18 protein-coding genes are annotated in these 23,230 nt (G+C 72.4%); 14 read left to right on the top strand and 4 right to left on the bottom strand.

What is annotated here, in order from left to right:
• Positions 1 to 227 precede the first annotated feature (227 nt).
• Positions 228 to 530, bottom strand: a complete 303-nt coding sequence (locus WDW90_RS14470) for a DUF6894 family protein (RefSeq protein ID WP_336488096.1) — start codon at positions 528 to 530, stop codon at positions 228 to 230.
• A gap of 331 nt (positions 531 to 861) precedes the next feature.
• On the opposite strand from WDW90_RS14470, the gene WDW90_RS14465 reads away from it, so the two are divergent.
• The gene (locus WDW90_RS14465; RefSeq protein WP_336488095.1) at positions 862 to 1,260 is read left to right on the top strand and encodes a GCG_CRPN prefix-to-repeats domain-containing protein; all 399 of its coding nucleotides are present in this window, start codon (positions 862 to 864) and stop codon (positions 1,258 to 1,260) included.
• Positions 1,261 to 1,287: 27 nt separating this feature from the next.
• On the opposite strand, the gene WDW90_RS14460 is transcribed toward WDW90_RS14465, so the two are convergent.
• Entirely contained in the window at positions 1,288 to 3,969 is a 2,682-nt protein-coding gene (locus WDW90_RS14460) for an HWE histidine kinase domain-containing protein (RefSeq protein WP_336488094.1), read from the bottom strand.
• A 433-nt stretch (positions 3,970 to 4,402) separates the two neighbouring features.
• The gene (gene hpxZ, locus WDW90_RS14455; protein ID WP_336488093.1) at positions 4,403 to 4,783 is read right to left on the bottom strand and encodes an oxalurate catabolism protein HpxZ; all 381 of its coding nucleotides are present in this window, start codon (positions 4,781 to 4,783) and stop codon (positions 4,403 to 4,405) included.
• A 174-nt stretch (positions 4,784 to 4,957) separates the two neighbouring features.
• Here hpxZ and WDW90_RS14450 point away from each other — a divergent pair, with 174 nt between their 5' ends.
• From WDW90_RS14450 to WDW90_RS14425, 6 genes are all read left to right on the top strand, one after another.
• Positions 4,958 to 6,322 (top strand): 8-oxoguanine deaminase, encoded by a 1,365-nt coding sequence (locus tag WDW90_RS14450; protein WP_336488092.1) that lies wholly within the window; start codon positions 4,958 to 4,960, stop codon positions 6,320 to 6,322.
• Between the two features lie 135 nt (positions 6,323 to 6,457).
• Entirely contained in the window at positions 6,458 to 7,954 is a 1,497-nt protein-coding gene (gene xdhA, locus WDW90_RS14445; RefSeq protein ID WP_336488098.1) for a xanthine dehydrogenase small subunit, read from the top strand.
• Positions 7,947 to 10,289 (top strand): xanthine dehydrogenase molybdopterin binding subunit, encoded by a 2,343-nt coding sequence (xdhB, locus tag WDW90_RS14440; protein ID WP_336488091.1) that lies wholly within the window; start codon positions 7,947 to 7,949, stop codon positions 10,287 to 10,289. Before xdhA ends, xdhB begins: the two co-directional genes overlap by 8 nt.
• Complete coding sequence (xdhC, locus tag WDW90_RS14435; protein WP_336488090.1) at positions 10,286 to 11,146, top strand: xanthine dehydrogenase accessory protein XdhC; 861 nt, start codon at positions 10,286 to 10,288, stop codon at positions 11,144 to 11,146. Before xdhB ends, xdhC begins: the two co-directional genes overlap by 4 nt.
• Positions 11,147 to 11,705: 559 nt before the next feature.
• Positions 11,706 to 12,548 carry a factor-independent urate hydroxylase gene (gene pucL / locus WDW90_RS14430; RefSeq protein ID WP_336488089.1) on the top strand — a complete coding sequence of 281 codons (843 nt, stop codon included), beginning with the start codon at positions 11,706 to 11,708 and terminating at the stop codon, positions 12,546 to 12,548.
• 269 nt (positions 12,549 to 12,817) lie between these two features.
• On the top strand, positions 12,818 to 14,209 hold the full coding sequence (locus tag WDW90_RS14425) for a hypothetical protein (protein WP_336488088.1): 1,392 nt from the start codon (positions 12,818 to 12,820) through the stop codon (positions 14,207 to 14,209).
• 122 nt (positions 14,210 to 14,331) lie between these two features.
• On the opposite strand, the gene WDW90_RS14420 is transcribed toward WDW90_RS14425, so the two are convergent.
• The gene (locus WDW90_RS14420) at positions 14,332 to 15,960 is read right to left on the bottom strand and encodes a dihydroxyacetone kinase subunit DhaK (protein ID WP_336488087.1); all 1,629 of its coding nucleotides are present in this window, start codon (positions 15,958 to 15,960) and stop codon (positions 14,332 to 14,334) included.
• A 307-nt stretch (positions 15,961 to 16,267) separates the two neighbouring features.
• Between WDW90_RS14420 and WDW90_RS14415 the strand changes: the two genes are divergently transcribed.
• The 7 genes from WDW90_RS14415 to WDW90_RS14385 all read left to right on the top strand — a co-directional run bounded on the left by WDW90_RS14415 (position 16,268) and on the right by WDW90_RS14385 (position 23,101).
• Positions 16,268 to 17,023: an ABC transporter ATP-binding protein gene (locus WDW90_RS14415; protein ID WP_336488086.1), complete on the top strand. Its 756-nt coding sequence runs from the start codon at positions 16,268 to 16,270 to the stop codon at positions 17,021 to 17,023.
• Entirely contained in the window at positions 17,016 to 17,759 is a 744-nt protein-coding gene (locus tag WDW90_RS14410) for an ABC transporter ATP-binding protein (protein ID WP_336488085.1), read from the top strand. The genes WDW90_RS14415 and WDW90_RS14410 overlap by 8 nt, the downstream gene beginning before the upstream one ends.
• 126 nt (positions 17,760 to 17,885) lie before the next feature.
• Positions 17,886 to 19,100, top strand: a complete 1,215-nt coding sequence (locus WDW90_RS14405) for an ABC transporter substrate-binding protein (protein ID WP_336488084.1) — start codon at positions 17,886 to 17,888, stop codon at positions 19,098 to 19,100.
• Between the two features lie 59 nt (positions 19,101 to 19,159).
• Positions 19,160 to 20,047, top strand: a complete 888-nt coding sequence (locus WDW90_RS14400) for a branched-chain amino acid ABC transporter permease (protein ID WP_336488083.1) — start codon at positions 19,160 to 19,162, stop codon at positions 20,045 to 20,047.
• A gap of 36 nt (positions 20,048 to 20,083) precedes the next feature.
• Positions 20,084 to 21,073, top strand: a complete 990-nt coding sequence (locus tag WDW90_RS14395; protein ID WP_336488082.1) for a branched-chain amino acid ABC transporter permease — start codon at positions 20,084 to 20,086, stop codon at positions 21,071 to 21,073.
• A 56-nt stretch (positions 21,074 to 21,129) separates the two neighbouring features.
• Positions 21,130 to 21,897 carry a 3-hydroxyacyl-CoA dehydrogenase gene (locus WDW90_RS14390; RefSeq protein WP_336488081.1) on the top strand — a complete coding sequence of 256 codons (768 nt, stop codon included), beginning with the start codon at positions 21,130 to 21,132 and terminating at the stop codon, positions 21,895 to 21,897.
• Between the two features lie 16 nt (positions 21,898 to 21,913).
• On the top strand, positions 21,914 to 23,101 hold the full coding sequence (locus WDW90_RS14385) for an acetyl-CoA C-acyltransferase (protein ID WP_336488080.1): 1,188 nt from the start codon (positions 21,914 to 21,916) through the stop codon (positions 23,099 to 23,101).
• Positions 23,102 to 23,230 lie beyond the last annotated feature (129 nt).

Below are 23,230 nucleotides of genomic sequence, written 5' to 3'. Positions count from 1 at the left end.
CGGCGCCCGCTTCCAGGCCGAGATCGCACCCCGCCTCGCCGCCTTCTTCCAGCGCAACACACCCCTCAACCCAACACAGAAACACACCGCCCCAAGCGCGGCCCTGCCGGAGGCGCTTGTCGCCCGCGAGGCCCTCGCGCAGCCGCAGCGCGCCGCGGCCCTCCTCGCCTGAGTCCCGCCCCCGGTGGCCGAGGAGCGCGCGGCGAGCCGCTTCGCCGGAGGGCGCCCTAGCCTGCCTGGCGGAGCCGGCCGGCCAGGCGCTCGACCCGGCGCTCGGTCGCGGCGAGATCCCCGGCGGCGCTCCAATCCGTGGTGATGTCCATCCGGACCGTGCAGACGCAGGTATCCCGCTCGGTGCGGACCGTCGCGCTGACCGGGGCATCGCGCCCCTCGGCCGTGGTGAGGCGCGCGAGATCGTGCAGGGTCGCCACCGCGAGATCGTGGGCGCAGAGATCGTCCCGGAGGATGGCCCCCTCGACATCGCGGTACAGATGCGGCCCGATCGTGGCGTCGATGAAGTATCGAGGCATGACGGCTCCTCTCGAATGCGCCGGTCGTCTTGAGCCCGCGGACCGCCCGCCGCAATAACCTGCGGTATTCCCTCGCGAGAAAGCGCTCGATGCTCACCGTTATCGGCAGTTTCGTACGAAAATGTCCGCTGCATCTCCGCGAATGCGCGATCATCCTTCAACAGGAAGCGGACAAAGCCGCGGCGCGCACCGGGCGCGCCAAGAGGAGAGCCCCGATGGCACGTTGAGCGAATACATAACTGTACGCTGCGGCGCCTCGGGCCGAAGCTACGAAACTTTGAAGTGAGCCTGCACGTTCTCCCGGGTTGCTGTTCAAGCTGGAGTGCTGGCCATGAGATCCCTGAGACTGATGGCGCTCGCTGCCCTGGCCTTCGGGGCCTGGCTCGGTCTCGGCTCGATCGAGACCGGCCGCTTCGGAATCGGCGCGGCCGAGGCGGCGGGAGGCTGCGGTCCCGGCTTCCACCGCAGCGTCTACGGCTATTGCCGGCCGAACGTGTACGGAGGCTATTACGGGGCGCCGGGCTACCGGCGCTACGGCTATTACGGCGGGCGCGCCTACGGCTACCGCGGCGGCTACGCGTATCGCGGCGCCTACGGCGGGCGGGTCTATGGCGGGCGCGCGTACGGCGCGCGCGGCGCCTACGGGCGGCGAGCCGTCGGATTCCACGGCGGCCGCGGATTTCACGGCGGCGGACGCGGCTTCCACGGAGGCGGCCGGTTCCGTCGATAGCGCCGCTCCCCGTCGCCGGCCCGCGCGTCAAGCCTCCGACGTGCTGCGCCCGTTCGGCTCGGAGCAGCGTCCGGCCACGAGCCAGAGCAGCGTGTCCATGAGCTGCTGCTCCACGAAGGGCTTGCCGAGGATCGGCACCTCCGCGAACCGCCGCGGCACCGCCTTCCGGCTCCGTTCGTAGCCCGTCGTGAACAGGAAGGGCACGCCCTGCTCCTGCAGCAGCTCGGCGACGGGCCAGACCTTCTGGCCCGCGAGGTTGATGTCGAGCACCGCGCCGTCGAGCCGGCCCCGCTCCCGTCGGGCGAGCGCCAGCGCCGCGTCGAGCCGCGCCACCGGCCCGGCGGGCACCCAGCCGAGCGAGCGCACCGCCTCCTCCAGCACATGCGCCACCAGCGCCTCGTCCTCCACGACGAGGATGCGCGGCACGCCCGCCGCCGCGCCGAGGATCGCGGGCACTTCGCCCGGAGCGGCGCCCGGCGCGGCGCCGAGCACCATGCCCCGCTCCGGCACCTCGATGATGCAGCGCAGGCCGTCCGGCCGGTAGAGCACCTCGCTGCGGCCCTCCGTCTCGTAGGCGATGAGGTGCTGCGTCACGAAGCTGCCGAAGCCCTGCCGCGCCGGCGGCCTGACGGGCGGGCCGCCCTCCTCGCGCCAGACCAGCCGGAGCGCGCGCGCGGGCGCCTCGCCCCGGACCTCCCAGCGGATCCGCACCCGGCCGCCCGGAACCGAGAGGGCCCCGTACTTCGCCGCGTTCGTGGCGAGCTCGTGGATCGCCATGCCGAGCGCCGTCCCGGCCCGCGGCTGCAGCACCGCGGCGTCGCCCTCGACCGAGAGCGTGTCGCCCTCGAGGGCATAGGGGCGCAGCTGCTCGGCCACGAGGGCGCGCACATCCACCGTCTCCCAGGCGGCGTCGGTGAGGAGGTTGTGGGAGGCCGCCATCGCCTGGATGCGCTGCTCGAAGCCGTGCACGTAGGCGTCGAGCGAGGGGGCGCTGCGCCGGGAATGGCGCGCCAGCGCCTGGATGGTCGCGAGCGTGTTGCGGACGCGGTGGCTCAGGTCGGACAGCATGGCCTCCTGGCTGGCCTGAGCGGCCTTCCGCTCGCGGGCGCACTGGTCCAGGCGCTTGAGCATCACTTCCAGCAGCGACAGGCGCAGCATCCGGACGGCCTCGATCTCGGCCTCCGTCCAGGGCCGCGCCCGCAGGCGCATCGAGCGGACATACTCCTCGAAGGAGCGTCGCGGGGACGGCCGGGCGCTGCCCGGGCCGTTCTCGACCGGCTTGTCCGGGTTGCCGCCCCAGCGGATCGTCTCCACCACCTCGGGCCGGAACCACAGGATGCAGGTGCGGGGGCTGCGCGAGATCGTCAGCGCCAGCACGCCGCTCGCATCGAGGGCGAAGTCGCGCCCGCGCGCCCAGTGGCCCGACAGCGAGGCGGTCGCGAAGACGGGCTCGTCCGGATGGGCGTCGTCGAGCCAGTCGACGAGCGCCCGCACATGGTCCTCGGGCGGCGTGCGCCCGATCGCCGAGAACTCGTCCTCGACGAGGAGCGCGACGCCCCCCGCGTCGACGTAGGCGAGGAGGTCGCGCCATTGCCGGACGAGCCCCTCCGCGAGATCGGCCTCCTCGGAGGCCTGCCGCACCAGCGCCTCGCGCCGCTGGCGCAGGCGATGGCGGGTCTCGACCTCGGCCGCCTGCTCGCGGGTCTCGAGCTGGAACGAGAACATGTGCCCGAACAACTCGCAGACGGCCCGCAGATGGCGGGCGATGCGCCGCGGCATCGCGTGATGGCAGGCGATCAGCCCCCAGAGCCGGCCACCCCGGATGATCGAGATCGTCATCGTGGCGGCGACGCCCATGTTGCGCAGGTATTCGAGATGGATCGGCGCCACGGCCCGCAGGGTGCACTGGCTCATGTCGAGGATGGCGCCGCTCCGGCGCCGCGCCGCGCTCGGCGGCGCGAGGAGGGGCGCGGGCGGGCCGTCCACGTCCGCGATGATCCGCAGGGTGTTGCGCAGGTAGAGGGCGCGGGCCTGGCGGGGAATGTCGGAGGCCGGGTAGTGCAGGCCGAGGAAGGATTCGAGGTCCTCCCGGTGGCTCTCGGCGAAGACCCAGCCCTCGCCCTCGGGCAGGAAGCGGTAGATCATCACCCGGTCGTAGCCCGTCACGCGGCGGACATGCTCGACGGCGGCCTGGCAGAAGGCGGGCAGGCTCGCCGCTTCCTGCACCGGGGCGAGCATCTGCTGGACGGTATGGAGCGGGTCCCGCGCGCGCAGATCGGGCAGGTCGGCGGCCTCGAACTCGACCACGACGACGTTGCGGCCCGCCCCGTCGCGGCCCTCGGGATCCGCGATCAGCCGGGTCCGGTGCACGCTGGCATCTACCGGCACGGCGCCGAGGCGCAGGTCCGGATCGAGGGCGTGCAGCGGCGTGTCGAGGTCGTCGCGCGCGAGCAGCGCCCGCAGGGCCCGCACCCGCGCCGGATCGAAGAGCTTGCCGAGAGGTTGCCCGAGCAGCGCGGCCGGCGCCAGCCCGAGAAGCTCGGCGGTGCGGCCCGCGGCGCGCAGGATCGTCAGGCGCGCCGGGTCGAGGACGAGGAGGGCGCCGCCCGGCTGAATGGTGCCCGGAACGTGGATGGGGTCGCGGTCGCACTCGGTCGCGTCCGCCCCCTCGGAGGCGCCGCTCGGCACGGATGACGTCATCGAGGCCATACGCCGACCTCATCCCATATTGGCACTGCGAACCTGACAAGTTCAACTGACACCGATCCGCGACGCTCAGCGTTTACGGCAGGCACCAGCGATGTAGCGTAACACATAAATTCGCACAGCCCGCGCAGATCGTTCTTTCGGTGGAGACATCCGCCCTGCGAATGCAGCGGGCCAGGATCGGAAGATCATCAACGCGTCGGAAGTACAAAAATTTTTAGACGAACGACTGAATTTTAATGCGTGATCTACGATCAGGCGAAGTCCTGTTCGAGCAACCGATCCGGCAAAGCATCGCGGCATCGCTCCTGCGCATGCCTGCACGCCCGGGCGTGCGCGAGAATCCGTAGCCGGCGTCCTGGGCGGGCCGGCCCCGTCGCGCCGGCGTGCCGATGCCCCCGAGGGGCCGGGAGGCGAACCATGCCTCGCCCGCGCCTCAAGCGTCGATGACGCTGACATGGGCGGCAACGACCTTCCAGCCGTCCGGACAGCGCAGCCAGGTCTGGCTCTGGCGCCCGATCCGTCCCGGGGCGCTCGCGCGGCGGAACAGGGTCATGGCGGTCGCGAAGTCCCGGCCGTAGGTGGTGATCACCGTCTCGCCGAGCGTGCGCGACAGGCCCTCCGGCGACCGGGCCCTGCGGAAGGCGCGGATCGCCTCCATGCCGTAGAGGTTCTCGCCCGCCCCGTAGCGGATCGTGCGCGGATCGTCGCGAAACAGCGCCTCGAGCGTCGCGACGTCGTTGCCGACGAGGGCCGCCTCGTAGCGCGCGAAGGCGGCCTCGACCTCGGCCTTCACCGCGGGATCGTCGATCTCCATCCACTCGTCTCCGAGAACGCAGCCGGGAACCGCGCCCCTCTTGCCGGGGCGCCGCGATCGACTGGACGCCGGGCGGGCGCAAGTCGTCAAGCCGGCGCCACCGTCCCCTCTTCTGAATCGCGCGCCGCTCGGCGTAACCTAAGCCCCGAGACGACGAGCCGAGAAGGAGCAGCGATGCCGGTTCGGGCAGGACAGGCGACGCGCCTGTGGATCCGCGATCCGCTGGCGATCCTCGCCGAGGATGCGGGCGGCGGCCTCGTGGTGGAGGGCACCCGCATCGCCGAGCGCGTGCCGGCCGGGGCCGCGCCCTCGGCGCCCGTGGACGAGACCTTCGAGGCTGGCCGCCACGTCGTCATCCCGGGCCTCGTCAACACGCACCACCACTTCTTCCAGACGCTCACCCGCGCCCATCCGCGCGCGATCAACAAGCCGCTTTTCCCGTGGCTGAGGGCGCTCTACGGGGTCTGGGACCGAATCACCCCGGAGGCGTTCCGGCTGGCGAGCCGCCTCGCCTACACGGAGTTGCTCCTCTCCGGCTGCACCACGGCGGGCGACCACCACTACCTGTTCCCGAAGGGGCTTGAGGATGCCGTCGACGTCGAGGTCGAGGAGGCCCGCGCGATCGGCATCCGCGCCGTCGTGACCCGGGGCTCGATGAGCCTGTCGGACAGGGACGGCGGCCTGCCGCCCGCGTGCCTGACGCAGGACGACGACGCGATCCTGGCCGACAGCGAGCGGGTTCTGAACCTGTTCCACGATCCCCGGCCCGGCGCGATGGTGCAGGTCGGGCTCGCGCCCTGCTCGCCCTTCAACGTGACGAAGCGGCTGATGCGCGAGAGCGCCCGGCTCGCCGAAACCCACGATTGCCGGCTCCACACCCATCTCGGCGAGACCCTCGACGAGGATGCCTACTGCCTCGCGCTGTTCGGCCAGCGCCCGGTCGACTACCTCGAGGAGGTCGGCTGGCTGGGACCGCGCACCTGGCTCGCGCACGGCATTCACTTCAACGACGACGAGGTGCGCCGCCTCGGCGCGGCGGGCGTCGGGATCTGCCATTGCCCGACCTCCAACATGACGCTCGCCTCGGGCCGCTGCCGCACCTGCGACCTGGAGCGGGCGGGCAGCCCGGTCGGGCTCGGGGTCGACGGCTCGGCCTCGAACGATTCCTCGAACCTGATGGAGGGCGTGCGCCACGCCCTGATGATCAACCGCCTCACCTACGGGGCCGAGGCCGTCACCCATCTCGACGCGCTGCGCTGGGCGAGCGAAGGGTCGGCGCGCTGCCTCGGGCGCGGCGATATCGGCCGCATCGCGGACGGGTTCGAGGCGGACCTCGCGCTCTTCACCCTCGACGAACTGCGCTTCTCGGGCGCGCACGACCCGCTCGCGGCCCTCGTGCTCTGCGGCGCCCACCGGGCCGACCGGGTGATGGTGGCGGGCACCTGGCGGGTCGTCGACGGCCACCCGGTCGGTCTCGACGCGATGCGGCTGCGCGAGGAGCACGGGCGTCTCGCGCTCTCCCTGTTCGGCGGCGCCTGAGCCCGGCGACGGCGCGGGAAGCCCGGCCCGCGCCGGGCCGGCCCCGGCGGTGGTATGATGCGGTCGCAGCCCCGGGATCGCGGCGGGGGCGTGCTGGTACGATTCCTGCCGCGCGGGGCGCGGCCGACCGACGCGATGGACCAGGCGATGAGACACGAGATCCGCTTCCTCCTCGGCGACGAGCAACGCCGGATCGCGGACGTCTCTCCGACGCTCACGGTGCTCGACTGGCTGCGCGGGTCCGAGCGTCTCACCGGCACCAAGGAGGGCTGCAACGAGGGCGATTGCGGCGCCTGCACGGTCGTGGTCGCGCGCCCCGAGGGCCCATCCGGTGCCGAGCGCCTGCGCTACCGCGCGATCGACGCCTGCATCGCGTTCCTCGGCCAGCTCGACGGCTGCCAGCTCCTCACGGTCGAGCACCTGCGCGGGGCGGGCGGCGCGCTGCACCCGGTGCAACGGGCGCTGGTCGAGGAGCACGGCTCGCAATGCGGCTTCTGCACGCCGGGCTTCGTGATGTCGTTGTTCGCGCTCACGAAGGAGCGGGACGCCGCGGGCCTCTCCGCGAGCCCGATCGACGACGCGCTCGCGGGCAATCTCTGCCGCTGCACCGGATACGCGCCGATCGTGCGCGCCGCCGAGCGGGTGCTCGCCGCGCCCGAGCCCGACCGCTTCGCCGAGCGGGAGGCCGAGACCCTCGCGCGCCTCTTGGCGATGCGGGACGAGGAGACGGTCGCGGTCGCGGGCGAGCGCGGCTGCTTCTACGCGCCCGCGACCATCCGGGCGCTCGTCGACCTCATGGCCGAGCATCCGGGCGCCACGATCGTGGCCGGCGCGACCGACGTGGCGCTCCGGGTGACGAAGGGACTGCAGATCCTCGATCCCGTGATCTGGATCGGGCGCGTGGCGATGCTGCGGGTCGTGGGCGAGGGCCGGGACGACCTCTATCTCGGCGCCGGCCTCAGCCTCGCGGAGGCCGGCGCGCGGCTGAACCGGCTGCATCCGGATCTCGGCGAGCTGTTTCGCCGCCACGGCGCCGTCCAGACCCGCAATGCCGGCACGCTCGGCGGCAACATCGCCAACGGCTCGCCGATCGGCGACGCCGCGCCGCCGCTGATCGCGCTCGGGGCGCGGCTGCACCTGATCGGCCGCGGCCGCGAGCGCGAGGTCCCGCTGGAGGATTTCTTCCTGGCCTACGGGCGGCAGGATCTGCGGCCCGGCGAGTTCGTGGCGGGCGTGCGGGTCCCGCGAATCCCGCCCGGCACCGCGTTTCGCGCCTACAAGGTTTCGAAGCGCTTCGACGAGGACATCTCGGCCGTGCTCGGCGCCTTCGCGCTCGGCTTCGCGGGCGGACGCGTCGCGGCCGCGCGCATCGCCTATGGCGGCATGGCCGGCATCCCGAAGCGCGCCCATCAGGCCGAGGCGGCCCTGATCGGCCGGCCCCTCGACGCGGGCGCGGTCGCGGCATTCAAGGCGGCGCTGGCGCGGGACTTCGCGCCGCTCACCGACCTGCGGGCCTCGGCCGGCTACCGCCTGCGCGTCGCCGGCAACCTGCTGGAGCGGCTCGCCCACGAGATCGGCCCGGGCGCGCCCGAGACGCGCCTCGCCCGCGCCGGCGAGGCCGCCCATGCTTGAGCAGACGCCGAAGGCGCTGGCGGGCCCCGACCGCATCGACGGCGGTGCCGGCACGGCCCGCCCGCACGACAGCGCCGAGCGCCACGTCCTCGGCTCGGCCGTCTACATCGACGACGCGGCCGAGCCCGAGGGGATGCTGCACGTCTGCCTGGGCCTGAGCGAGCGGGCGCATGCGCGGCTCGCCGCGATCGACCTCGCGCCGGTGCAGGCGGCCGAGGGCGTGGTGCGGGTCTTCACCGCCGCCGACGTGCCGGGGCTCAACGACATCTCGTCGACCCACCGCCGCGACGAGCCGCTGCTCGCCGAGGGCAGCGTGGCCTATTGCGGGCAGCCGGTCTTCGCGGTGGCGGCGCGCACGCGCGAGGCCGCCCGCCGCGCCGCCCGGCTCGCGTCGATCACCTACGAGGACCTGCCGCCGATCCTCACCCTCGATCAGGCGCGCCGGGACGGCGGCCTCGTCTGGCCGCCGATGACGCTCGCGCGCGGGGACGCGGCGGCCGCGCTCGCGCGGGCGCCCCGCCTGCTCAGCGGCCGCATGGCCATCGGAGGCCAGGAGCATTTCTACCTCGAGGGCCAGATCGCGGCCGCCTTCCCGGGCGAGGACGACGAGGTCACGGTCCACACCTCGACCCAGCACCCCTCCGAGGCGCAGGCGCTGGTGGCGCAGGTGCTCGGCACCGTGAACGCGGCGGTGACCGTCGAGGTGCGCCGCATGGGCGGCGGCTTCGGCGGCAAGGAGAGCCAGTCGAACCTGTTCGCCTGCATCGCCGCCCTCGTCTGCAAGCTGACGGGCCGCGCCGCCAAGATCCGGCCGGACCGCGACGACGACATGGTCATCACGGGCAAGCGCCACGATTTCGAGGCCGACTACGCGGTGGGCTTCGACGAGACGGGGAAGATCCACGCGGTCGACATGGTGCTCGCCGCCCGCTGCGGCCACGCGGCCGATCTGTCGGGGCCGGTCACCGACCGCGCCCTGTTCCACGCCGACAATTGCTACCACTACCCGGCCGTGCGCCTGACCTCGCGGCCCTACCGGACAAACACGGTCTCCAACACCGCCTTCCGGGGCTTCGGCGGCCCGCAGGGGATGGCGGCGGCCGAGCGGGTGATCGAGGAGGTCGCCTTCGCCTGCGGCCTCGACCCGCTCGAGGTGCGGCGCCGCAATTTCTACGGGCGCGACAGCGACAACGTCACGCCCTACCACCAGACGATCGCCGACAATTGCATCCACGACCTCGTGGAGCGGCTCGCCCGCGACTGCGACTATGCGGGGCGCCGCGAACGGCTCCGCGCCGCCAACGCCGCGAGCCAGGTGATCAGGCGCGGCCTCGCGCTGACGCCCGTGAAGTTCGGCATCTCCTTCACCTCGACCGCCTACAACCAGGCCGGCGCGCTCGTGCACATCTACCACGACGGCTCGGTCGGCCTGAACCACGGCGGCACCGAGATGGGCCAGGGCCTGCACGTCAAGGTCGCGCAGGTGGTGGCCGAGACCCTGCAGATCGACGCCGGCCGCGTCCGCATCACCGCGACGAGCACGGGCAAGGTGCCGAACACCTCCGCCACCGCGGCCTCCGCGGGCGCCGACCTCAACGGCATGGCGGCCCGCGCGGCCGCCGAGACCCTGCGCGAGCGCCTGCGCGCCTTCGCGGCCGAGGCCTGGAGCGTCGCGCCCGGCACCGTCCTGTTCCTGCCGAACCGGGTGCGCGTCGGCAACCAGGAGATCGCCTGGGCCGAGCTCGTGCACCGCGCCTATCTCGCCCGGGTGCAGCTCTCGGCCACCGGCTTCTACAGGACGCCGGAGATCCACTGGGACCGGGATGCCGGGCGCGGCCACCCGTTCTACTACTTCGCCTACGGGGCGGCCTGCGTGCAGGCGGCCGTCGACACGCTGACGGGCGAGTACCGGATCGAGCGCGCCGACATCCTGCACGATTGCGGGCGCTCGCTGAACCCGGCGATCGACCGCGGCCAGATCGAGGGCGGCTTCGTCCAGGGGCTCGGCTGGCTCACCACCGAGGAGCTGTGGTGGGACGAGGCCGGCCGCCTGCGCACGCACGCGCCCTCGACCTACAAGATCCCGGCCTGCGGCGACCGCCCGCGCGTCTTCAACGTGGCGCTCTACGAGAACGAGAACCGGGCCCCGACGATCTACCGCTCGAAGGCCGTCGGCGAGCCGCCCCTGATGCTCGCCATCGCGGGGCTGCACGCGCTCTCGGACGCGGTGGCGAGCGTGGCCCACCACCGGATCTGCCCGCGCCTCGACGCGCCCGCGACGCCCGAGCGCGTGCTCGACGCCGTCGAGCGGATGCGGGCCGCCGGGGCGCCGTGAGCGGGGCCCTCGCCGACGCCCTGGCCAGGGCGCTGACGGCCGGGCGCCCCGCCGCGCTCGTGACCCTCGCCGAGGCGCGCGGTTCGACCCCGCGCGAGGCCGGCGCCGCCATGCTCGTCACCGCGGACGGCGTCCTCGGCACGATCGGCGGCGGCACCTGCGAGTGGGAGGCGGTCGCGGCCGCCCGCGCCCTGCTGGCCGGGGGCCGTGCCGAGGCGAGCCTGCGCCGCGCGCTCGGGCCGGAGACCGGCCAGTGCTGCGGCGGCTCCGTGCGCCTCGAGATCCGCCGCGCCGATGCCGCGACGCTGGCTGCGCTGGAACGGGCGGAGGCGCGGGCGCGGGCCGCCCGGCCGCTCGTGGTCGTCTACGGCGCCGGCCATGTCGGCCGCGCGCTCGCCGGCGCCCTCGCGCCCCTGCCCTTCCGCACCCGCATCGTCGACGCGCGGCAGGAGGAGATCGCGCGGCTCGGCCTCCCGGGCGTGGAGCGGATCGTCGGCGATCCCGTGGCCGCGGCCGAGGCCGCGCCGCCGGCCGCCGCCCACGTGGTGATGACCCATGCCCACGCCCTCGACGCCCAGCTCTGCGCGAGCCTCCTGGAACGCGGCGACTTCGCCTATCTCGGGCTGATCGGCTCGGCGACGAAGCGGGCCACCTTCCTGCGCGCCTTCCGCGACCTCGGCCTGCCGGAGGCGCAAGTCGCCCGCCTCGTCTGCCCGATCGGCGGGGGGCGCGTGCGCGACAAGCGCCCGGCGGTGATCGCGGCGCTCGTCGCGGCCGAGCTGGTGACCTGCCTGCTCGGCCCGGGCGCCCTCCCTCCCGCGCGGGACCGGGCGAGGGTTCATACCGTCGCCGGCTGATCCCTTCGGTGCGGGCGAGGGCGGGACGGCTGGCGCCGGACCGAGCTTCCCCACCTCTCCCGTGCGGGAGAGGTCGAGTCCGCGCCAGCGGACCGGGTGAGGGGCGCGGCCTACCCGGAGAAGGCGCAACCCCTCACCCCAGCCCTCTCCCGCACGGGAGAGGGGGAGCGCGTGGCGCGGATCGATGGTCGAATCCCACCCTCGCCCTCATCCTGAGGCGCCGCGCCAGCGGCCTCGAAGGAGGCCTCCGCTGCGCTGCGGCACCTCAGGATGAGGGCGAGAGTGGGAGCCCGCACCAACACGAAGGGACCGGGCGGACGCCGTATCAGATCTTTCCGGTCGATCCGCGCCGGCATCGATACGTGTCGCCGCAAGCCCGCGGCGCAGGGCCCGCCCGCTTGCCGCCCTGGCCGAGCCCGGCCTGGAGCATGCTTCTATTCCGTGGAAACGGCAGCATGCTCTATCTTATTGTGGTCGCACGATGATTCCGGAAAGCCGGATTCCACTTTCCCGCATCGTGCTCTAGCGTCGAGCCCGCCCCGTCCACGAGGAGACCCCCATGCCCCTAATTGCCGCGACCTACGGCAAGAGCCGGGTGCGCGTCCTGCGCCTCGCGCGGCGCGGCGATCGCCACGAGGTGCGCGAGCTCACCCTCGGGGTGATGCTGCGCGGCGGCTTCGCGGCGGCCTGGACCGGGGCCGACAACCGGTCGATCGTGGCCACCGACAGCATCCGCAACATCGTCAACGTGACGGCCGCCCGGCACGTCGAGGCCGATGCCGAGACCTTCGCGGGACACGTGGCGGCCGTGTTCCTCGAGACCTATCCGCAGGTCGAGGAGGTCAGCGTCGAGGCGAGCGAGACGCGCTGGCTGCGCCGCGCGATCGACGGCACGCCGCACGGCCACACCTTCACCCTCGACGGCAACGGCACCGGCCATGTCGGCCTGCGCGCCCGGCGCGGAGCTTCCGAGCTGCGCTCGGGCCTGCGCGGCTACACCTTCATGAAGACCACGGGCTCGGGCTTCGCCGGCTTCGTGGACGATGCCTACCGCACGTTGCCCGACGCCGCCGACCGCATCGCCGCCACCAGCATGGACGCGACCTGGACGTGGCGCGGGCGGCCCGCCGATTACGGCACCGCGAACGCCCTCGTGCTCGACACGCTGCTCGCGGTGTTCGGCGCCACCTTCAGCCACGGCATCCAGGACAGCATGTACCGGATGGGCGAGGCGGCGCTCGCCGCCGTGCCGGAGATCGCCGAGATCCGCCTCGCGATGCCGAACAGGCACTACGTCCCGGTCGACCTCGCGCCCTTCGGCCTCGATGGCCGCGGCGCGGTCTTCCTGCCGACCGACGAGCCGCACGGCCAGATCGAGGCGACGATCGGCCGGGCGGGCTGATGCGCCGTCCCGTGCCTGAGCCCGGGCCGTGCTTGGTACGGCCAGGGCGCCTGGCGGTCTGACGATTTCCAGGTCCGGGCGGTCTTGGTTTCACCTGCGCGGCACGATCCCGGCCTCGCAGCGCGCGTTGGCGGCCGATCGGGAGCAACCGTCAACCCGGCGCCGCGGCGCGCATCGCTCGGCCCCGCGGACCTTGCCGGGTTTCCTTGCCGGAACCGCGAGGATAGGTCAGGGGCGCCGACCGGTCCCGACCACGACGAGGCAAGCCCGTGAAGAGAGCCGTCCTGTCGCTCGGCCTGATGCTGCTGCCGGGCCTCGCCCTCGCGCAGTCGCAGACAGGCTATTTCTGCAACCAGCACGACAGGATCGTCAGCACCTATCGGGGCCGGGACCCGGGCCACGGCTTCGTGGCGGTGGGCGGGGGCTGGTTCCATCGCGACACCGGCCGCTCCTGCTCGGGCATCGCCGACACGCTGCCGGTCTTCGACGCGGGCCAATACCTCGCCCTCAACCCCGACGTGCGGGCGGCCGGCATCGACCCGCTCGCCCACTGGCGGGCGAACGGCAAGGCCGAGGGCCGCATGCCGAGCCTCGGCTTCGCTCCGCGCGAATATCTGAGCCAGCAGCTCAACCCCGACTTGCGCAAGTCCCTCGGCAGCGACTGGCCGGCGGGGATCGCCCGCTACGCGGCCTCGGGCTTCTTCGACCGGCGGCCGACGCGGCTCGGCGCGGACGGCCCGAACATCCACGCGCGGATCTTCGACTCGGACAGGCCGCCGCCCGGCGACGTCTACGACCACCCCTTCTTCTCGAACATCGCCAACGGCGGCGCCGCCCCGGACAACACCCTGTTCCGCACCGGGATGGACACCTCGGTGATCACCGGGCTGCCGAACACCGGCACCGGCATCAAGGGGCCGGGCAACCAGGACATCGTCGACGGCGTGACGGGCTTCAACGGCCTGCAGGAATACGGCGGCCAGTTCGGCATCGGCATCGACACCCGCGCGATCAAGACGGCCTTCGACGCCTTCGAGCAGCGGGCCAACAAGGGCCAGCCCTTCGGCCTGACCGCCACCACCATCGCGACCACGCCGCGCCTGCGCTGGCGCCCCTGGCGCGACGGCAAGGCGCTCGACGTGCAGGTCGAGGTGCGGCTGCCCTTCGCGGGCGGCACGAATGGCGGCGGCAGCCATCTCGACACCTACGTCACGCTGCGCGACACCGTGACGGGAACCGCGTTCATCTGGGGCGTCACCGCCTTCGACACGCGGCCCGGCATGCTGGACGGGGCCGTCATCGACAACCAGGACACCTGCGGCCCGACCTGCACGGGCCTCAGCATCTTCACGGTGCCCCTGCGGCGCGGCAGCCCCTACCTGACGGTCGCGGCCGACAACACCGTCGAGGCCGGCCACGCGACCTGGAAGGATGCCCGCATGCTGCACGTCCGGCTGACGGCGGGGAACCTGCGCAACCTGATCGCGCATGCCCGGCAGATCAGGCCGGCCATCTCGCTGTCGGACGACCCGGCGGCCTACGAGGTGACGTACTGGAACCTCAACCCCGAGGTGTTCGCGCCCCTCGACGCGAACGGCCGCAGCACGGGCGACGGCTGGATCGGCATCGGCGGTCGCATCCTGAACGCCGGCCCGGCCTGAACGGCCGGGGACCGCCTCATACGATTTCCGACTGATCGCTTCGCGATGGCAGAAATCGTTCTCGCTCAGGCGCCGCGCGGGCTTGCTGATACGCCGGCCGCTTCGATCAAGCGGCTGGCGTATCAGCCCGCCGCGAACGCCCGAAACGCGATCGCGACCGCCGCCGCGCCGGGATCTTCGTGGCCCGCGAGGTCCGACGCCGCGAGGTAGCTGGAGCGGCCGGTGCCGGCCCGCTCCATCGCGGCGGTCGAGCGCGCGCCGGCCTCGGCGGCGTCGGCCGCCGCGGCGGCGCCGCCCGTGCGCAGGGCCGCGACCGCCGGGATGAGCGCGTCGAGGAGCGTGCGGTCGCCGGGGCCGGCGCCGCCATAGGCCCTGAGCCGCGCGATGCCCTCGGTGAGGGCGTCGGGCCAGGAGGCGCCGGCCGCGAGGCTCGATCCCGTCGCCGCGAAGAAGATCGACATGAGGACGCCGCTCGACCCGCCGGCCGCGCGGCCGAGCCGCTCGCCGAGGGCGTGGCAGAGGGCGGCGGGCTCGGCCTGCGGCAGCCGGTCGAGATCGGCGAGCACGGCGCGCCCGGCGCCCGCGAAGGTGGTGCCGGTATCGCCGTCGCCGATCTTGGCGTCGAGCGCGTTGAGCGGCGCTTCCGCGGCGACGAGCGCCCGGCAGACCGCCTCGATCCGGGCCGCGACCGCGGCGTCCCGCGAGGCCGGGACTGCGGCGCGGGCGCGGCCCTCCGGCAGCGGCACGACGCGCGCCGGGCGCACCGCCGAGGCCCGCGGCCAGGCCGGCACCGGCGTCTCCGACAGGAGCGCCTCCTCCAGCGCGTCGTCGAGGGCGAGCAGCGAGAGCGAGGCGCCGTGCATGTCCAGCGCCGTCATCGCGGGCGCCGGGCCGAGGAGGAAGCGCACCCGGGCGCCGAGAGCGGTGTCGAGCACGGCGCGCGTCAGGACCTGCATCTCGAGCGCGGTCGCCGAGCCGAGGTTGTTGACCAGCAGCGCCAGGCGCTCGGCCGAGGCGACGGGCTCCGGGAAGCGGGCGGCCATCAGGGCGGCCAACTCGCGGGCCGGCGGCAGCGCGATGCGCTCGGCGCCGGGCTCGCCGTGGATGCCGAGGCCGAGCTCGGCCTGGCCCGGCGCGAGGCGGGGCTCCGGCTCGGAGCCGGGCATCGTCGCGGTCGAGACCGCGATGCCGAGCGAGCGCGCCGCCCCGGCCGCCCGGCGGGCGAGCGCGGCGACCTCGGCGAGCGGGCGGCCCGCGGCGGCCGCGTGCCCGGCCGCCTTGTGGACGAAGAGCGTGCCGGCGATGCCCCGCGGCTGGGCAGCCCCCGGCAGCGCGACGTCGTCGGCCACCAGCACCGTCTCGACCAGGAGCCCCTCGGCGCGGGCGCGCTCGGCGGCGAGGCCGAAATTCAGCCGGTCGCCCGCGTAGTTCTTGACGACGAGCACGCACCCGGCCGGCCCCGTCACGGCCCGGATGCCGGCGAGCACCGCCTCGACCGAGGGCGAGGCGAAGACGTCGCCGCAGACCGCCGCCGTCAGCAGCCCCGCGCCGACGAAGCCCGCATGGGCGGGCTCGTGGCCCGAGCCGCCGCCCGAGACCACCGCGACCCGGCCCGGATCGCGCTCGGCCCGCAGCACGACGCGGATCTCCGGGTAGCCGTCGAGCCGGGCGAGGCGCCCGCCGCTCGCCGCGAGCAGGCCGTCGATGGCGTCCGTGACGAGGCTGTCGCGCGCGTTGATGAAATGGGCCATCGCAGACCTCCCTGCCCGGTGCCCCGCGAGCCGGCGTCGAGCGGGACCGTATCGGCTTGCAAGATAGGGCCGCGCTCGGGACGGCCAGGGTGGCGCCGGCCGGGGCGCGCAAACAGACCGGCCGGACTTGTCCCGGCCCGGCGCGGCCGGGCCGCCCCGGATCGCTTGCGGCGCCGGACCGGACACGGCACAGTTCCGCACAACTCGGGCGCGCGGGAACGCCGCCGGACGGACCGGACGTACACCGGACGTACATGGAAAGTTCCGAAACGGCGCCGGGCCGATGCAACCGGTGCGGGAGGGGTGGATGAGCGAGTTCGCGCTCGAGACCGACGACCTGACGATGGAGTTCAAGGGCTTCCGCGCCGTCAACGGCGTCGCCCTGAAGGTCCGGCGCGGCACCATCCACGCGCTGATCGGCCCGAACGGCGCCGGCAAGACCACGTGCTTCAATCTGCTCACGAAATTCCTGACGCCGACGGCCGGCTCGATCCGCTACAACGGGCGCGACATCACCCGCTCGCGCCCCGCCGACGTGGCGCGGCTCGGCCTCGTGCGTTCCTTCCAGATCTCGGCGGTGTTCCCGCACCTCACCGTCAAGGAGAACGTCCGCATCGCCCTGCAGCGGCGCCGGCGCGGCGATTCGTTCGACTTCTGGCGCTCCGAGCGGGTGCTGCGCGCGCTCGACGCCGAGGCGCTCGCGCTCGTCGAGGCCGTCGGGCTCGCCTCCTTCGCCGACATGCCGGCGGTGGAGCTCTCCTACGGGCGCAAGCGCGCGCTCGAGATCGCCACGACGCTGGCGCTCGACCCCGAGATGCTGCTTCTCGACGAGCCGATGGCCGGCATGGGCCGCGAGGACGTCGACCGCACTGCGGAGCTGATCCGCCGGATCGCCCGGGACCGCACCATCCTGATGGTGGAGCACAATCTCTCGGTCGTCGCCTCGCTGTCCGACCGGATCACCGTTCTGGCCCGCGGCAAGATCCTGGCGGAGGGCGACTACGCCGCCGTCTCCCAGGACCCGCGGGTGGTCGAGGCCTATATCGGAGCCGGTCATGCTTGAGGTGGCGGAGCGCGGGGTCGCGCCCGAGGGCGCCGCGGGGCCGAGCCTCGTCGTCGAGGGACTGGAGGGCTGGTACGGCGAGAGCCACGTGCTGCACGGGATGCGCTTCGACATGCGCCGGGGCGAGGTCGTGACGCTGCTCGGGCGCAACGGCGCGGGCAAGACCACGACGCTGCGGGCGATCATGGGGATCCTGGGCCGGCGCACGGGCTCGGTGCGCTACGAGGGCGCCGAGACCGTCGGAATGTCGTCGCGCGCCATCGCCCGGCTCGGCATCGGCTACGTGCCGGAGGAGCGCGGGATCTTCTCGAGCCTCTCGGTCTACGAGAACCTGATGCTACCGCCGCGTGTGAAGCCCGGCGGCATGTCGGTGCGCGAAATCTACACCCTCTTCCCCAACCTCGAGGAGCGCGCCTCCAGCCAGGGTACCAAGCTCTCGGGGGGAGAGCAGCAGATGCTCGCGATCGGCCGCATCCTGCGCACCGGCGCCAAGCTGATCCTGCTCGACGAGCCGACGGAGGGCCTCGCCCCCGTCATCGTGCAGCAGATCGGCCGCACCCTCGCGCGCCTCAAGGGCGAGGGCTACACGATCCTCCTCGTCGAGCAGAACTTCCGCTTCGCCCAGACCGTGGCGAACCGGCACTTCGTGGTAGAACAGGGCCGCGTTGTAGACTGCATCCTGAATGCGGAGCTTGACGCCAATATCGGCAAACTGCACGCTTACCTCGGGGTCTAAAACTGCCGCTGCGGACGGGCCTTAGGTCCCCTCGACCATAACAAGCCGGGTCACGGGCCAGGAGAGGCGGGGCGGCTTCGCCGGCGTCGTCTGACCGAAGACCACGCGGCGCACGAGGAGAGGAACATGCTCAAGGGAATTCGGCTCGCCACGGCACTCGGCGTGCTGGCGGTGGGGTCCGTTGCGGCGCGCGCGCAGGACATGGTCCCCGTCAAGATCGGCGTGCTGAACGACCGTTCCGGCGTCTATTCCGACATCTCCGGCGAAGGCTCGGTCGTCGCCGCCCGGATGGCGCTTGAGGACTTCAAGCCGGCCGAGCACGGGCTCAAGGTCGACATCATCTCCGCCGACCACCAGAACAAGCCCGATGTCGGCTCGGCCATCGCCCGGCAATGGTATGACCGCGACGGCGTCGACCTGATCGTCGACGTGGTCACCTCCTCGGTGGCGCTCGCCGTCAACCAGGTGACGCGCGAGAAGAACAAGGTTCACATCAACTCGGGCGCGGGCACGGCCGACCTCACGGGATCGCAATGCACGCCCAACACCGTGCACTGGACCTACGACACCGCGGCGCTCGCGAACGGCACCGGCGGCGCCATGGTCAAGCGCGGCGGCGACACGTGGTTCTTCGTCACCGCTGATTACGCGTTCGGGCAGGCGCTCCAGCGCGACACCTCGGCGGTCGTGACGAAGAACGGCGGCAAGGTCATCGGCTCGGTCAAGACGCCGTTCCCGAACTCGGACTTCTCCTCGTTCCTGCTGCAGGCGCAGAGTTCCGGCGCCAAGGTGATCGGGCTCGCCAATGCCGGCGGCGACACCATCAACGCGGTCAAGCAGGCGGCCGAGTTCGGCATCACGGAAGGGGGCCAGGCGCTCGCGGGCCTGCTGATCTTCTCCTCGGACATCCACTCCCTGACGCCGCGTGTCGCGCAAGGGCTCGTGCTCACCGAGCCGTTCTACTGGGACCTGACCGACGCGACCCGCAGCTTCTCCGACCGTTTCGCAAAGCAATTCGGCGGCAAGAAACCGACCGCCGCGCAGGCCGGCGTCTATGCCGGCATCCTGCACTACCTCAAGGCCGTCGAGGCCCTGAAATCCGCCAAGGACGGCGCCGCCACGGTCGCGAAGATGAAGGAGATCCCGACCGACGACCCGCTCTTCGGCAAGGGCGAGGTACGGCCGGACGGGCGCAAGATCCACAATATGTACCTGTTCGAGGTGAAGAAGCCGGCCGAGTCGAAGGGCGAGTGGGACCTCTACAAGCTGCTCGCCACGATCCCCGGCAAGGAGGCCTTCCGGCCCCTCAACGAGGGCGGCTGCCCGCTGGTCAAGGGCTGATCGCGACCGGCCGGATGCGCCCGGCCGGATCCACTTCTTCGGACGAGGCTTGACCGCCCATGACGACGATCTTCGGGGTTCCGACCCAGGCTCTGTTCGGCCAATTGCTGCTCGGCCTGATCAATGGCTCGTTCTACGCGCTCCTGTCGCTCGGCCTCGCGATCATCTTCGGCCTCCTGAACATCATCAACTTCGCCCACGGGGCGCAGTACATGATGGGCGCCTTCGTCGCCTGGATGCTCCTCAACTATGCCGGGCTCGGCTATTGGTGGGCGCTCATTTTGGCGCCGCTCGCGGTCGGGCTGTTCGGCGTCCTGCTCGAGCGGCTCCTGATCGCCCGGCTGTACAAGCTCGACCATCTCTACGGCCTGCTTCTGACATTCGGCCTCGCGCTGATCATCCAAGGCCTGTTCCGCAACGAGTACGGCGTGTCGGGACTGCCCTACGCGATCCCTCCGGAGCTCGCGGGCGGGCAGCGCCTGCCCTTCATGTTCCTTCCGAACTACCGGGGCTGGATCGTCGCCTTCTCGCTCGTCGTCTGCCTGGCCACCTGGCTCGTCATCGAGAAGACGAAGCTCGGGGCTTATCTGCGCGCCGCCACGGAAAACCCGACCCTCGTCCAGGCTTTCGGCGTCAACGTGCCGCTGCTCCTGACGCTCACCTACGGGTTCGGCGTGGCGCTGGCGGCGCTCGCGGGCGTCCTGGCCGCGCCGGTCTACTCGGTCAATCCGAACATGGGCGCCGATCTCATCATCGTGGTCTTCGCGGTGGTCGTCATCGGCGGCATGGGCTCGATCCTGGGGTCCATCCTCACCGGCTTCTCCCTCGGGCTCGTCGAGGGCCTGACCAAGGTGTTCTACCCGGAGGCCTCGGCCACCGCGATCTTCGTCATCATGGTGCTGGTGCTGCTGGTGAAGCCCGCCGGCCTGTTCGGCAAACCGGCGTGACGCCCCGCCCGAGGACCTGAACCGAGGACCTGATTCATGGCCCACGCTGCCGCCCCGGTCGAAGCCGCCCCGATCGCCGCCACCCTGCCGGACAGCCGGGATGCCAAGGCCCTGCACCGCATGGTCTTCATTGGCCTCGCGGCGGTCCTCGCGGTGCTGCCCTTCGTGCTCTACCCCGTCTTCCTGATGAAGGTGCTGTGCTTCGCGCTGTTCGCGCTCGCCTTCAACCTGCTCCTCGGCTACGGCGGCCTCCTGAGCTTCGGGCACGCCGCCTATTTCGGGATGGCGAGCTACGTCAGCGCCTACGCGGCCAAGACCTGGGGCTTGAACCCGGAAGTCGCGATCCTGTGCGGGACGCTCACCGCCGCGCTTCTCGGCCTCGTCTTCGGCTCGCTCGCGATCCGGCGCCAGGGCATCTACTTCTCGATGATCACCCTGGCGCTCGCGCAGATGGTGTTCTTCTTCTCCCTGCAGGCCAAGATGACCGGAGGCGAGGACGGCATTCAGGCCGTGCCGCGCGGCAAGCTGTTCGGCCTCGTCAGTCTCGCCGACGACCGGGTGCTCTACGTGCTCGTGGCGCTGATCTTCTTCGGCGGCATGCTGCTCATCTACCGGATCATCCACTCACCCTTCGGACAGGTGCTCAAGGCAATCCGCGACAACGAGCCCCGGGCGGTCTCGCTCGGCTACCGCACGACCCGCTACAAGCTCGCGGTCTTCGTCCTCTCGACGACGCTCGCGGGGCTCGCCGGTGCCACCAAGGCGATTGTGTTCCAGCTCGCCTCGCTCACCGACGTTCACTGGTCGATGTCGGGCGAGGTGGTGCTGATGACACTCGTCGGCGGGATGGGAACGGTGTTCGGCCCGATCGCCGGCGCCTTCGTGATCGTCGCGATGGAGAATTACCTCGCGGAGTTCGGCGCCTGGGTGACGATCATCCAGGGCTTCGTCTTCGTGGTCTGCGTGCTGCTTTTCCGCGAGGGCATCGTGGGCCTGATCGCGCGCAAGATCCGCAAGCCGCTCTAGCAAGGGCGCCCCCTGCCCGTGGCGGCCGAAACACGTCGCGAACAAGCGGTTGAGCGATGAAGATCGACGGCAGCACCATCCTTGTCACCGGCGCGGCCTCCGGCCTTGGAGAGGCCGTCGCGCGGCGTCTCGTCGGCCTCGGCGCCCGTGTCGTCGCGACCGACATCGACGAGCGTGGGGTATGGGCAACGGCCGAGACGCTCGGACCCAACATCCGCGTGGTGCGCACCGACGTGACGAGCGAGGATGACGGGCGCGCCGCCGTCAGCGCCGCCCTCGACGCCTTCGGCCAGCTCTCCGGCCTCGTGAACTGCGCCGGCATCGCCACGAGCGAGCGCGTCCTCGGCCGTTCAGGACCGCACGCGCTGGCGAGCTTCGCGCGGACCGTCCAGATCAACCTCGTCGGCAGCTTCAACATGATCCGCCTCGCGGCCGAGGCCATCGCGCGCGGCGAGCCCGGTCCCGAGGGTGAGCGCGGCGTCATCGTGAATACGGCCTCGGTCGCGGCCTTCGACGGGCAGGTCGGCCAGGCGGCCTACGCGGCATCGAAGGGCGGGGTCGCCAGCATGACCCTGCCGCTGGCGCGCGAGCTGTCGCGCTTCGGCATCCGGGTCGTCACGATCGCGCCCGGCGTGTTCGAGACGCCCATGATGGCAGCGATGCCCGAGGACGTGAAAGCCTCGCTCGGCGCCTCCGTTCCCTTCCCGCCCCGCCTCGGCCGCCCGGACGAGTACGCGTCACTCGTTCAGCACGCCATCGAGAACCCGATGCTCAACGGCGAGGTGATCCGCCTCGACGGCGCTCTCCGGATGGCGCCGCGCTGACCGACAGGAGACCGCCATGCAGGATCCAATCGTCGTCGTGGGGGCGGCCCGGACCCCGATCGGCGCGCTCCAGGGGGCCTTCGCGGACCTGCCGGCCCCGCGCCTCGGCGCGGCCGCGATTCAGGCGGCGCTCGTGCGCGCCGCGCTGCCCGCGGACGAGGTGGACGAGGTCGTGTTCGGCTGTGTGCTCCCGGCGGGCCAGGGCCAGGCCCCGGCGCGCCAGGCGGCGCTGGGCGCCGGGCTCCCGCTCGGTGCGGGCGCGACCACGATCAACAAGATGTGCGGATCCGGCATGAAGGCGGTCATGCTCGCCCACGACGCCATCGCGATCGGCAGCACGGGCATCGCGGTCGCGGGCGGCATGGAGAGCATGACGAACGCCCCCTACCTCCTCGACCGCGCGCGCGCCGGCTACCGCATGGGCCACGGCACAGTCCGCGACCACATGTTCCTCGACGGCCTCGAGGACGCCTATGACCGCGGACGCCTGATGGGGACCTTCGCGGAGGATTGCGCCGAATCCTACCAGTTCACCCGCGAGGCCCAGGACAACTACGCCCTCGCCTCCCTCGCCCGGGCCCGGGAGGCGACCGAGGTGGGACGCTTCCGGGACGAGATCGTGCCCGTGAGCGTCGGCGGCCCGAAGGCCGACCGCGCGATCGCCGAGGACGAGCAGCCGGCAAAAGCGCGTCCCGATAAGATCCCCTCACTCCGTCCGGCCTTCCGCGAGGGCGGCACCGTGACGGCGGCGAACTCGAGCTCGATCTCGGATGGCGCGGCGGCGCTCGTGCTGATGCGGGCGTCGGAGGCCGAGCGCCGCGGGTTGACCCCCCTCGCGGCGATCCGTGGCCACGCCTCGCACGCGCAGGCCCCGAACCTGTTCACTACGGCCCCGGTCGGCGCCATGCGCAAGCTCCTGCAGCGGGTCGGCTGGACGGCCGGGGATGTCGACCTCTACGAGATCAACGAGGCCTTCGCGGTGGTCGCCATGGCGGCGATGCGCGACCTCGACCTCGCCCACGACCGCGTCAACGTCCACGGCGGCGCCTGCGCGCTCGGCCACCCGATCGGCGCCTCGGGCGCGCGCATCCTCGTGACGCTGCTCGCCGCGCTGAAAACCTACGATCTCAGGCGCGGCATCGCCAGCCTCTGCATCGGCGGCGGCGAGGCGACCGCCGTCGCGGTCGAGCGACTGACGATTTAGCACGATGTCGCGGTGGCTCACCGCATCGTGCCTGGATCGGAGCGGACGCCCTCTCTCCCGGTTCGGGAGATGGAGCGCAGCGCGAGCTCGCCTCGCCGAGCGCGCTGCGTGAGCGCGCAAGCCTCGCAG

This window comes from Methylobacterium nigriterrae, from assembly GCF_037106235.1.
In the GTDB taxonomy this organism is placed as follows: Bacteria; Pseudomonadota; Alphaproteobacteria; order Rhizobiales; family Beijerinckiaceae; genus Methylobacterium; species Methylobacterium nigriterrae.
Note: the sequence above shows the minus strand (reverse complement) of the source record. Positions and strands in the feature narration are given on the sequence as shown.

What these genes read in the sequence shown, in the direction of transcription:
- WDW90_RS14395 (WP_336488082.1), top strand. Translation starts at nt 20,084, where the DNA reads ATGGCCCACGCTGCCGCCCCGGTCGAAGCCGCCCCGATCGCCGCCACC.
- pucL (WP_336488089.1), top strand. Translation starts at nt 11,706, where the DNA reads ATGCCCCTAATTGCCGCGACCTACGGCAAGAGCCGGGTGCGCGTCCTG.
- xdhB (WP_336488091.1), top strand. Translation starts at nt 7,947, where the DNA reads ATGCTTGAGCAGACGCCGAAGGCGCTGGCGGGCCCCGACCGCATCGAC.
- WDW90_RS14420 (WP_336488087.1), bottom strand. Translation starts at nt 15,960, where the DNA reads ATGGCCCATTTCATCAACGCGCGCGACAGCCTCGTCACGGACGCCATC.
- WDW90_RS14460 (WP_336488094.1), bottom strand. Translation starts at nt 3,969, where the DNA reads ATGGCCTCGATGACGTCATCCGTGCCGAGCGGCGCCTCCGAGGGGGCG.
- WDW90_RS14410 (WP_336488085.1), top strand. Translation starts at nt 17,016, where the DNA reads ATGCTTGAGGTGGCGGAGCGCGGGGTCGCGCCCGAGGGCGCCGCGGGG.
- WDW90_RS14390 (WP_336488081.1), top strand. Translation starts at nt 21,130, where the DNA reads ATGAAGATCGACGGCAGCACCATCCTTGTCACCGGCGCGGCCTCCGGC.
- WDW90_RS14450 (WP_336488092.1), top strand. Translation starts at nt 4,958, where the DNA reads ATGCCGGTTCGGGCAGGACAGGCGACGCGCCTGTGGATCCGCGATCCG.
- WDW90_RS14470 (WP_336488096.1), bottom strand. Translation starts at nt 530, where the DNA reads ATGCCTCGATACTTCATCGACGCCACGATCGGGCCGCATCTGTACCGC.
- WDW90_RS14465 (WP_336488095.1), top strand. Translation starts at nt 862, where the DNA reads ATGAGATCCCTGAGACTGATGGCGCTCGCTGCCCTGGCCTTCGGGGCC.
- WDW90_RS14385 (WP_336488080.1), top strand. Translation starts at nt 21,914, where the DNA reads ATGCAGGATCCAATCGTCGTCGTGGGGGCGGCCCGGACCCCGATCGGC.
- xdhA (WP_336488098.1), top strand. Translation starts at nt 6,458, where the DNA reads ATGGACCAGGCGATGAGACACGAGATCCGCTTCCTCCTCGGCGACGAG.
- WDW90_RS14400 (WP_336488083.1), top strand. Translation starts at nt 19,160, where the DNA reads ATGACGACGATCTTCGGGGTTCCGACCCAGGCTCTGTTCGGCCAATTG.
- WDW90_RS14405 (WP_336488084.1), top strand. Translation starts at nt 17,886, where the DNA reads ATGCTCAAGGGAATTCGGCTCGCCACGGCACTCGGCGTGCTGGCGGTG.
- WDW90_RS14415 (WP_336488086.1), top strand. Translation starts at nt 16,268, where the DNA reads ATGAGCGAGTTCGCGCTCGAGACCGACGACCTGACGATGGAGTTCAAG.
- hpxZ (WP_336488093.1), bottom strand. Translation starts at nt 4,783, where the DNA reads ATGGAGATCGACGATCCCGCGGTGAAGGCCGAGGTCGAGGCCGCCTTC.